Source organism: Saccharibacillus sp. WB 17 (genome assembly GCF_008634075.2).
Taxonomy (GTDB): domain Bacteria; phylum Bacillota; class Bacilli; order Paenibacillales; family Paenibacillaceae; genus Saccharibacillus; species Saccharibacillus brassicae.
This window is the reverse complement of sequence record NZ_VPFK02000025.1, coordinates 61,491-72,359: the sequence shown is the minus strand read 5'-3', so window position 1 is coordinate 72,359 and position 10,869 is coordinate 61,491. Positions and strand designations below refer to the sequence as shown.

10 protein-coding genes are annotated in these 10,869 nt (G+C 60.8%); 5 read left to right on the top strand and 5 right to left on the bottom strand.

Annotated features, from left to right (window positions below; translation table 11 throughout):
- The 5 genes from FTE24_RS14410 to FTE24_RS14390 form a co-directional block, all read right to left on the bottom strand.
- On the bottom strand, positions 1–879 hold an 879-nt coding region (locus FTE24_RS14410; protein ID WP_160441773.1), incomplete at its 3' end, for an efflux RND transporter permease subunit.
- A gap of 167 nt (positions 880–1,046) precedes the next feature.
- Positions 1,047–1,997 carry a TetR/AcrR family transcriptional regulator gene (locus FTE24_RS14405; RefSeq protein WP_160441772.1) on the bottom strand — a complete coding sequence of 317 codons (951 nt, stop codon included), beginning with the start codon at positions 1,995–1,997 and terminating at the stop codon, positions 1,047–1,049.
- A 157-nt stretch (positions 1,998–2,154) separates the two neighbouring features.
- Positions 2,155–2,469: a DMT family transporter gene (locus tag FTE24_RS14400; RefSeq protein ID WP_141447460.1), complete on the bottom strand. Its 315-nt coding sequence runs from the start codon at positions 2,467–2,469 to the stop codon at positions 2,155–2,157.
- 1 nt (position 2,470) lies between these two features.
- The gene (locus FTE24_RS14395) at positions 2,471–2,842 is read right to left on the bottom strand and encodes a DMT family transporter (RefSeq protein ID WP_150235075.1); all 372 of its coding nucleotides are present in this window, start codon (positions 2,840–2,842) and stop codon (positions 2,471–2,473) included.
- A 5-nt stretch (positions 2,843–2,847) separates the two neighbouring features.
- A complete protein-coding gene (locus tag FTE24_RS14390) occupies positions 2,848–3,465 on the bottom strand; it encodes a TetR/AcrR family transcriptional regulator (protein WP_160441771.1) in 618 nt (205 codons plus the stop codon).
- A 267-nt stretch (positions 3,466–3,732) separates the two neighbouring features.
- On the opposite strand from FTE24_RS14390, the gene cls reads away from it, so the two are divergent.
- The 5 genes from cls (at position 3,733) to FTE24_RS14365 (ending at position 10,715) form a co-directional block, all read left to right on the top strand.
- Entirely contained in the window at positions 3,733–5,244 is a 1,512-nt protein-coding gene (gene cls / locus FTE24_RS14385) for a cardiolipin synthase (RefSeq protein ID WP_150235079.1), read from the top strand.
- A 301-nt stretch (positions 5,245–5,545) separates the two neighbouring features.
- Positions 5,546–7,099, top strand: a complete 1,554-nt coding sequence (locus FTE24_RS14380) for a phytoene desaturase family protein (protein WP_150235081.1) — start codon at positions 5,546–5,548, stop codon at positions 7,097–7,099.
- Positions 7,096–8,571 carry a phytoene desaturase family protein gene (locus FTE24_RS14375; protein ID WP_150235083.1) on the top strand — a complete coding sequence of 492 codons (1,476 nt, stop codon included), beginning with the start codon at positions 7,096–7,098 and terminating at the stop codon, positions 8,569–8,571. Before FTE24_RS14380 ends, FTE24_RS14375 begins: the two co-directional genes overlap by 4 nt.
- Positions 8,568–9,440, top strand: coding sequence for a phytoene/squalene synthase family protein (locus tag FTE24_RS14370; RefSeq protein WP_150235085.1), 873 nt, complete (start codon positions 8,568–8,570; stop codon positions 9,438–9,440). Before FTE24_RS14375 ends, FTE24_RS14370 begins: the two co-directional genes overlap by 4 nt.
- 132 nt (positions 9,441–9,572) lie before the next feature.
- Entirely contained in the window at positions 9,573–10,715 is a 1,143-nt protein-coding gene (locus tag FTE24_RS14365) for a glycosyltransferase (protein ID WP_160441770.1), read from the top strand.
- Positions 10,716–10,869: the final 154 nt, after the last annotated feature.

The following is a 10,869-nucleotide window of genomic DNA, read 5'->3' as shown; positions in this document are numbered from 1 at the left end:
GTCCTGGCCGGCGGCCGTACCGCCGGCCGCCGGCGCTTCCGCGCCCGCTGCTGCGCTCGGCGCACCTGCCGCAGCGCCTTCCATGCCGGCACCCGCCGCGCCGGCGCCTGCGGCCGTGCCGCTCTGCGCGGGCACGACCGGGATCTCAAGCGCTTCGAGATCTTCGAGCGTCGTGACGTTGCCGTCCACGACGACCGCGGACTGCGAATCGTCCAGCGTGAACAAGCCGAGCGGCGCGCGAACGGCCGAAGCGTTCACGATGTTCTGCACCGTCTCCTGCGTCAGGCCGGACTGTGCCATCTTCTCCGCGTCGAACGTCAGCTGTACTTCGCGGACGTATTGGCCGGACAGCTGGACAGAGGCGATGCCTTCGATCTTCTCAAGCTCCGGCAGCACCTGTTCCTGGGCGATCCGGGACAGCTCTTCGAGATCGTCCGTGCCTTCTTTGGCGGATGCGCTCAGCGAGATGACCGGGAACGAGTTCAGGCTGAAGCGGGTAATCTGCGGCCGCTCGACGCCTTCCGGCAGCGTGACCTGGTTCAGGCCTTCGCGAATCTGCGCGGTCGCTTCGTCCAGATTGGCGCCGAAGTCGAGTTCGACGGCGATCGAGGCGACGTTCTCCATCGACGTGGACGTCACGTTCTGCACGCCGGCCACGTTGCGGAGCATCTGCTCCAGCGGAATGGCGACTTCGTTCATGACCGTCTCGGGAGCGGCGCCCGGATCGACGGCGGTGATGCTCAGAAACGGGACGTTGATATCGGGAATCGTTTCCTGCTTCATGGTAAGACCGGCGTAGATGCCGGCCGCGGTAATGACGATCGTCAGGAACCAGATGGCGAGCTTGTTCCGCAGGGAAAAGCCGATGATACTTTTCATAAAAAGATTCTCCACTCCTCTAAATGGGATAGATCCGTCCGGCGCATCGGCCGCGTTCGGCAGCCCGAACTTTCATGCGGCCCACGCGCGGCGGACTTTCCTTGTCTCTGTAACGGCGGGTTGAAGGATTCGGAAAAATAAAGCGTTCGATCGCGTAACCGCCAGGCTTATCGGCGGGAATGAAGTTCGTCCAGCCGGTACAGCACGAGCGGGGACAGCTGTTCCAGCGCCCCGTGCAGCACGTGCACGTCTTTGAGATTGCCCAGCATGCCTCGGACGACGGAGCGGCGCGGCGCTTCGGCGGACAGCTCTTCCTCGAGCACGTCGAGCGTCTCCAGGGCGTCTTCGCGCTCGCTGCGCCCGATCGGGCTCCAGGCGAGCGTGTCGCGCATTTGGCGCATCAGGATGAACGGGCGCTTGGAGGCGGACGGATCTTCCGGGGCGTCTTCGACCCAGGTCGTCCACAGCGCCGGCGCGATCAGCGGTTCGGGCTTGCGATCCAGCACACGTTCGGCGGTCGCGTCGAGCATCAGTTCGAGATGGCGCAGCGCTTGCGGAATCGGAATCTCCGGCATGCCCCAATCGGTCAGCTGCAAATACGAGAAGACGAGGCCGCCGACGACGATCGCGAAATCGCCGGAATACGGATCGATCTCCGGTCCGTAGATCCCGATCAGGCTGCGGCGGATCTGCACGAACGCCGAAGACAGGATCGGATGGTGTCCCGCGGGCCCGCAGACCGGTTCGCCGCTGCCGTCGGTGCGTTCTTCGCCGATACCGCTGAATTCGCGTTCGCGGATCTGCATCATCATGAACGCCTTGAATTCGATCAGCGAGTGCAGCAGCACTTCGATCTGGGCGTAAAAAGCTTCGCGCGCCGGAAGGTTGGCCGAAGCGGCAAGCTCCAGCTTCTCGTGCAGCGTGCCGAGCGCATACTGGTGAATCGCGCCGATCAGTTCTTCCTTGGAACGAAAATGCTGGTATAGCGTTCCTTTGGAAAAGCCGCAGCGTTCCGCGATGTCCTGCATGGACGTTTCTTGAATGCCCCGTTCCGAAAACAAACCGAGAGCGACCGTGAAAATGGTTTGTCTGCGTTCCGCGGATTTATCGATCAGCAAGCGAAATCCCCTTTCTTTTTTGACCATTGGGTTCCGTAATCGACTGTAGAGTCAAACGTAGTATAAACGAAAAAAACGGCCGCCTCAACTTTACCGGAAAACCGGGGTCGAAAGCGTCCGTTCGGTGGAAAAAAAGATTATAAAAAAAGCGGGATCTTTACGAGATCAGCTTGAGTCCGACCGCAGCGGCCAAAATCATCGAGATGAACAGAATGCGCCGGGTCTCTTTCGGCTCGCCGTACAGGAACATGCCGACGAGCGCGCCGCCGACAGTGCCGATACCGGTCCAGATCGCATAGGCGGTGCCCATCGGAATATGCTGCATCGCGTAGGTGAGCAGCGAGAAGCTGCCCGCGAAAGCGGCAATCAGCAGGGCGTAGGCCGGCAGTCCTTTGCGCAGCGAGACCTGCTTCAAGCCGATGACGCCGAACACTTCGCAGCATCCGGCCAGAACGAGAGCGATCCACGGCATGTTACACCGCCCCCTTTCCGTCGACGACCGGCGGCGTTTCCGCCGGCGAAGCGTCGGTTACGAGCTTCAGGCCGACGACGCCTGACAGCAGCAGCAGAATGAGCAGCGTCTTGGCCAGGCTGAACGGTTCGCCGAACAGCAGCGTCTCGGCCACGACGGTGCCCGCCGTGCCTAGGCCGGTGAAGACGGCGTAGACGCTGCCGATCGGCAGCACTTTCGAAGCGCCGATCATCAGCCAGAAGCTGATGGCGATGCCCATTACCGTCAGCAGCCATTCCCAAATATTCGAGGAGTGCTTCAGCCCGGATACCCAGGCCACTTCGAACACTCCTCCGATCAATACGTACAGCCATCCGCGATTCGTGCGGCTCATGGCATTCACTCTCCTTGTGTGTGAATCGGTTCGTCCGGCCTGACCGGACGCAGTACGCCGCGGCAGTAGACCGGCCAGACGGCTTCGAAGCGCCGCGCCGCGTTGGCGCGGCTGCTGTAGATCGCTTCGGCGAGCACGCCGTCGAGGATCGTCAGATAGGCAAGCGCCGCTTCGCGAGCGCCGTCGGGATACAGGCGCTCGGCGCTGCCCGGCCTCAGCAGCAGCCGGGTCAGCCCGCGTTCGCCCTGTTCGAAAAACGGATTGACGAGGTCCATCACCCGGTCGTGCAGCGAACTTGGCGGAAAATACGACATGCGCAGCAGGAAGCGCGTCTCCGCGTCCTGTTCGTAATCGTCCATCAGGCGTTCGGCCAGCCCGCGCAGCACGTCGTCGAACGGGTCGAACCGCCGTTCGCCCACGAAGCGAAACAGCGCCCGCTTCTTGCGGCGCAGCGCCCGTTCGAACACGGACAGGAACAGCTCTTCCTTGCTGCGAAAATGGGCGTAGATCGAAGGCTTGCGGATGCCGACTACGTCCGCGATCCGGCCAAGCGAAGCGCCTTCGAAGCCTTCGCTGGCGAACAGGTCCAGCGCGATATCTTCAATAGCCGGTTTGCGGGTCATCCGGGATCCTCCTTTGGCGTGCTCGGTCGATTCGTCTTTTTTATAAACGGAAAAACTAACGATCGGTAGGTTAAAACCTAACATGAAGAGTTCGGAATGTCAATTGCAGGGAGAACACAGATGGAGCGCGCCGCGGATTTGCGCAGGAATGAAACCGCGGCGCGCGCAGAGCGTAATGACCGTAACGACAAAGACCGTATGGATGGGCACGTTCGGGTATCCACCCGCATTCCGTCCGGCATTTCGCCGCAAGAGGGGGTTTTTGAGATGAGACGCGGGTTGATCGTATTTTTGCTCGCCGCACTGCTGTTCGTCTTCTATTATTTCGGCGTCGATTTATTCGGCACGACCGCCGCTGCCGTCATGAGCATTTTTTCCACCCTGACCGTCGTCTCGATCGCGTTCGTCATCTTTATGGACAACCGCAATCCGTCGAGCACGCTGTCGTGGATTCTGGTGCTCGGCCTGCTGCCGGTCGTCGGGCTGATCTTCTATTTTCTGTTCGGACAAAATTATTTCCGCCGCCGCAAGTACGACAAAAAAGCCCAGTGGGACCGCCGCATCTACGAATGGAGCGAAAAAGACACGCTGGCCGGCATCGAGAACACAGCGCATTTCAGCGACGAACAGCAGCGTATCCTGCGCTTGTCGCGCCGTTTGTCGCTGACGCCGGTCTCGTATTCCAGCCCGACCGCGGTTCTGACGAACGGAGGCAGCACGTTCTCGGCGCTGCTCGACGCGATGCGCGGCGCGCGCCACCATATCCATATGGAATACTACATTTACCGCGCCGACGAGATCGGCACGCAGATCCAGAAGCTGCTGATCCAAAAAGCGCGCGAAGGCGTGGAAGTCCGCTTCATGGTCGACGCCGTCGGCAGCATCCAGCTTCCGCGCAAATTTCTGGACGAGATGCGGGCGGCGGGCGTGAAGGTGGCGCTGTTCGGCGCGACGAAGTTCCTGCTCGCGACGAGCCGGGTCAATTACCGCAACCACCGCAAGATCGTCGTCATCGACAAAAGTATCGGGTTTATCGGCGGGCTGAACGTGGGCGACGAATACCTCAGCCGCAGCAAGACGTACGGGTTCTGGCGCGATACGCATATGCGGATCGAAGGCGACGCGGTCAGCACGCTGCAGCGCATTTTCCTGCGGGACTGGCGGCATATGACGAATGAGCAGCCGACCGGACCGGGTTATTTTCAATCCAAAAGCAAACCCGACCCCGAGCTCGGCGCCGTGCAGATCATCGCAAGCGGCCCCGACAACGATCGCCGGACGCTCAAGCATATCTTTTTCACGATGATTACGACGGCCAAACGTTCGGTCTGGATCGCGACGCCGTATTTTATCCCGGACGAAGACATTTTGACCGCGCTGCGCACCGCCGCTTTGTCGGGGCTGGACGTGCGGCTGCTGTTCCCGGCGAAGCCCGACAAAAAGCTGCCGTTTTGGGCGTCGCATTCGTATTTTCCGATCCTGCTCGATGCCGGGGTGAAGATTTACGAATACGAAAAAGGCTTCCTGCATTCCAAGCTGCTGATCGTGGACGGGGAGACGGCGAGCATCGGAACGGCGAACATGGACATGCGCAGCTTCCACCTCAACTTCGAAGTCAACGCGCTGCTGATGAACAATGCCAGCGTGGCGCGGATTACGGCCGATTTCGAGCGCGACCTGCTGAACACGACGATGATCGATCCGGCGGTGTTCGGCAGCAAACGAATTGCTCTGCGTTTTATGGAATCGGCCGCGCGTTTGCTGTCTCCTCTGCTATAAATGGGAGGCCTGGCATATCACCGGAAAAAAATTGCAGCTCTCAAAAAGAAGAGGAAGTGCCGCCGCGGCGCGTTCTTTTCTTTTTGCATGCCGGAAAACCCCGAAAAGACGTTTGTGGGATGATGGTTGCTGTGATAGGCTAAAGAGAGAATCTTAGGCTTTGAAAATTAAAATTTGATACAAAAAGATCGCGTTCGCACCGATTTTACACAATACGCCATTCGCAAAGCGAGAAATTCGGCCGGTTGTTGGGTAATAAAAGACGATGGGGCAAGTCTGAAATGAGGAAAGGTGAATCGGCATGGGGCGAAATGAAAACAGCAAGACCGCAGTGATCGTAGGCGCGGGACCCGGAGGATTGGCCGCGGCGATGCTGCTTGGCGCGAAGGGGTACGAAGTCGACGTGTACGAAAAACAGCCCGTCCCCGGCGGACGTTCCGGCAGGCTGAAGCTCGGCGACTACACGTTTGATCGGGGCGCGACTTTCCTGATGATGCCGCAGCTGCTGGAGGAATTGTTCGAGCAGGCGGGACGTTCCGTGCATGATTACGTGGAACTTCACAAGCTTGACCCACTGTACGGACTGTACTTCGACCAGGGACGCACCGTGCTGATGCCTTCGAGCGACAACGAAGAGACGGCCAGACGCATCCAGGCGCTGTTCCCGGGAGAAGAAGCCGGATTTTACCGATTTATGACCGATGAGTCAGTCAAGTACGCGCATGTGGAACCGCTGCTGCGCCGGCCTTTCGGCGGCTTCGGCGATTACATGAAAGCGGACGCGATCAAAGCGCTGCCTCACCTGAAAATAACCGATACCGTCTACGGCCAATTGTCCCGTTACTTCAAGGACGAGCGGCTTAAATATGCTTTTACGTTCCAGTCGAAATATTTGGGCATGTCGGCCTGGGAATGTCCGGGTACGTTTACCATTCTCTCGTTCATGGAGCACCGTTACGGCCTGCTGCATCCGAAGGGCGGCATCTCCGCGCTGTGGGACGCGATGGTCCGGGTCGCGGAAGAACACGGCGTGCGCTTCCATCTCGGCACTCCGGTAGAACGCATCCTGACGGAAAAAGGGCGCGCCGTCGGCGTGAGCGTCCAGGGCGGCGAGCGGCGGACAGCCGACCATGTCGTGATCGGAGCGGACTTCGCTACGGCGATGAACGGGCTGTTCGAACCGGGCGTGCTCAAAAAGTATACGCCGGAAAAGCTCGAAGCGAAAAAATATTCGTGCTCGACGGCCATGCTGTATCTGGGCATCGACGGCGAGATCGATCTTCCGCACCATTCGGTCCATTTCGCGAACGACTATCCCAAAAATGTCGAAGAGATCACGGGCAGCCAGAAGCTGTCGGAAGACCCTTCCATCTATGTGCATAACCCGTCAAAGCTCGATCCGACGCTCGCGCCGGCCGGAAAATCGGCGGTTTACGTGCTGATGCCGGTGCCGAACCTCAAAGGCGACGCCGATTGGAGCGGCCGCCGCGAGGAACTCAAAGAGTGGATGCTGGACCGGGTAGAGGCGATCGACCAGCTCAAAGGGCTGCGCGGACGCATCGAACAGGAAGCGTTCTTCACGCCGCTGGATTGGCAGGATTCGCTCGACGTCTACCGCGGAGCGACGTTCAACCTGTCGCATAACCTCGGGCAGATGATGGCGTTCCGCCCGCACAACAAGTTCGAGGAAGTCGATCGCGTCTGGCTGGTGGGCGGCGGCACGCATCCGGGCAGCGGCCTGCCGACCATTTTCGAATCGGCGCGCATCAGCGTGGATCTGATCGAAAAAACGGATCGTGCCAAGCAGGCCCGGCCTGCACCGCAGCCGCTGGGCGCCGCGGGAGGAAGCGAATGAGCCGCGGGCCGAAAGTCGCCATCGTGGGCGGCGGCATCGGCGGGCTGACGGCTGCGCTGCTGCTCAGCCGCCAGGGCGCGCAGGTTACGCTGATCGAAGGCCGCGACCGGCTCGGGGGCCGGATCGCGTTCGAGCGCAACGAAGAAGACGGCCGCCGGATCGATCAGGGACCGACAATCGTGCTGCTGCCGGAGATGCTGCTGTCGATTCTCGAAGAAGGCGGCGTCGAACGCGAGCGGATCAAGCTGATCGAAGCCGACCCGCTGTACCGCATTCATTATTCGGACGGCCGGATGATGACGAAGCGCCGCAAGCCGGAAGATCAGGCCAAAGAAATCGAACGGCTGTTTCCCGGGGAGTCGGAAGGGTATATCCGGTATATGAACCAAATGCGGGAAATGTATCCGGGCGCCAAAGCTTCGGTGCTGGAGCGGACATTTCCCCGCAAGCGCGATTTCTTCGCGCCGCGCCAGGTGCGCATGCTCGGCAAGCTGCAGGCGCATCGCAGCGTGCGCGCGGCGGCTTCGCGTTATTTCAAGCACGAAGATTTGATCGACGCGTATTCGCTGCAATCGCTCTATATCGGCGGCCAGCCCGCGGGAACGCCGGGCGTCTATTCGATCCTGCCGTACGCGGAGCACGATTTCGGCATCTGGATGATCGAGGGCGGCTATGCCCGCCTGCCGGTCATCCTCGAACAGGAGCTGCGTTCGCGCGGCATCGAGATCCGCTTGAACACGCGGGTCGAACGCCTGACGGTCGAGCAGGGACGCTGCCGGGGAATCGTGACGGGCGGCGTGCCCGAGACGTACGACGCGGTACTGTTCAACGGCGACTTCCCGAACCTGCTGCCGCTGCTCGAAGGACAGCCGGAAGCGAAGCGCAAAAATCCGTACCGTCCTTCGTCGGGCTGCGTGATGGTCTATCTCGGCACGTCCAAGCGCTGGACCGATACGGCGGCGCATCAATTCTTTTTGCCGGACAGCCTGACCGACAGCCTGAAGACCGTGTTCGAGCGGGGGATGATTCCCGCCAATCCGTCCTTCTACGTGTTTAACCCGATCGAGCTTGATCCGCAGGCCGCTCCCGAAGGGGAGAGCGTGCTGTATTTCCTTATTCCGGCGCCCGACGCTTCGAGCACGGCCTGGTCCAAGGAAGGCCGCCGGCTGGCGCGCAAAGTGCTTCAGGCCGCCGAACGCCGGGGCTTCCCGGGACTGCGGGAATCGATCAAATGGATCAAGCTTCGAACGCCCGAAGACTCGCGCCAAGACGGCAATTACGTCGGGGGCAGTTTCGGCATCGCACCGATCCTGACGCAGTCCGGTCCGTACCGGCCGCAGCCGAAGCCGTTCAAAAGTATCGACGGATTGTATGCGGCGGGAGCTTCGGTGCATCCGGGCGGCGGGGTGCCGATCGTGATGCAGGGGGCGAGAATGGCCGTAAATCAGCTTTTGAAGGAGTGGAATCCATGAACGAACATATCATGCAGCAGTGCGAGGATTCGATGCGACGGGGCTCGTCCTCGTTTTACCACGCCTTCCGGGATCTGCCGGAGAAGAGGCGTCACGCCGTCTACGTCATCTACGCGTTCTGCCGGTTGATCGACGACAGCGTCGACGAGCCGGACACGTCGCCGTTTACCATTCACGAGCTGCGCGAGCGCTTCGTCGATCTGGATCGGGCCGATGGCCATTTTATCTGGCCCGCCCTGCGCTGGCTGTTCGACGGCTTCCCGAACCTGGACCGGCAGCCGTTTCTCAACCAGATGGACGGCCAGCTGTCCGATCTGACGCTGCTGCGCTACGACACGATGGAGCAGCTTGAACGGTACTGCTATCTCGTGGCCGGCACGGTCGGCGAGATGCTGCTGCCTGTTCTGCGCGACGATCTGCATGCCGAAGCGGCCGAATCCGGCATCGCTCTCGGCAAGGGGATGCAGATCGTCAATATCATCCGCGACGTCGGCGAAGACCTGGGCCGCGGCCGCCGGTACATTCCGGCGGAACTGATGCTGCGTCACGGCTACACGGACGAAGATCTGTCCCGCGGCGTCATCGACGCGCGGTTCGTCGCGATGATCGACGAACTGCACGCGCAGGCCGCGATCTGGCTGCAGCAGGGCTTGTCGAATCTCGACAGCTACCCGAAGCGCAGCGGGTTGTCGGTCGCGCTCGCCGCGGCGTTCTACGGCGCGATCTTCGATCAGGTACGCCGCAACGGCTACGACGTGTTCGGCCGCCGCGCGATCGTGCCGGACGAAGAAAAAGGCGTGCTGCTGCGGCACGTGCTGGCCCAATTCGGCGCGCCGGGCGACTCGGCGGACAATGCCGCCGTGTCTTAACCGGCCCGGCCGGCGCTCCGGTCAGAGGCTGCGCACGGAATTTTGCTTTCACGAAACTTTGTTTTAATGAAAATACGCTTTAGAATAGGCTCAAGAACACGATCCGATTCGTCGAAAAGGGAGGACGGCACGTTGTTGATTCTGACTTGGATCTTGACGACCGTCTGCGTGCTGCTCGCCGCGCAGTTGGTCTTCGCGCTGATGAACGGACGCTCGCTGCCGGTCCCCGGCCGGCGTACGCGCACGATCGAGAATCGTCCGCTGGTGTCGGTCCTCATTCCGGCCCGCGACGAAGAGCGCAATATTGCGGACTGCCTGCGGCACGTACTGGACTCCGACGATTCGGAATACCGGCTTGAGGTCATCGTCTACGACGACGATTCGAGCGACGATACCGGCGGCATCGTACGCCGGATGGCGATGGAAGACCATCGCATCCGGCTGATGCACGGCGACGAGCTGCCCGCGGGCTGGCAGGGCAAATGCTATGCCTGCCACCGCCTGGCCGAACAGGCTAACGGCAGCTGGTATCTGATGCTCGATGCCGACGTCAAGCTTGGCAAGCTGGCCATTCGCGATACGCTGCGTTCCGCAATGAAGAAAAAGGTCGGCCTGCTGACCGGATTTCCGAAGCAGGTGACCGTGACGTGGATGGAGAAGCTGGTCGTGCCGATGATGGAATTCTCCATCTTGTGCCATGTGCCGATTCCGCTCGTGTATCGCGCGCGCAAAAGTATGTTCGTCGCGGCGCACGGCGCCTACATGCTGATCAAACGTTCCGCCTACGAATCCGTCGGCGGCTACGAAGCGGTCAAAAACGAGATGGTGGACGATATCGCGATGGCCCGCGCAGTCAAAAAAGCCGGCTACAAAATGATGCTGGCCGACATGAGCAAACATGCCGAAATGCGGATGTATCACGGCACCCGCGAAGTATGGGAAGGCTTCAGCAAAAATCTGTTCGCGGGGCTCGGACGCAATTACGCGCTGCTGCTGTTGCTGCTAACGTGGTATGCGGCGCTGTACGTGCTGCCGCCGATCGCTCTGCTGATCGGACTGTTCGGCGGCAATCCGCATCTGGCGGCTTTCAGCGCCCTGGCGATGCTGATCGGCATGGCTATCAAGGCGGTCTGCGGGGCGAGAGGCGGCCTGCCGGCCTGGCACGGCGTATTCGTCTTCGCGACGATTGTCTGCACGATCGCGATCGCGCTGTCCAGCGCGTTCGGCAGCCTGAGCGGCAAAGGCTCGGCCTGGAAAGGCCGGCATTACGGGTAAAAGGATCAGATCAAGGCGCAGCCGCCGGAATTCGCCGCGTAAAGAGCAGGACTCGGGGGCAAGCTGAAGCGCGTGGGCAAATTGTGCTATCGGTCTGATCGCGGACCGGGCACGATCGCGAGGCTCCATGCGTTCCGGCGTGCATTCGAGGACG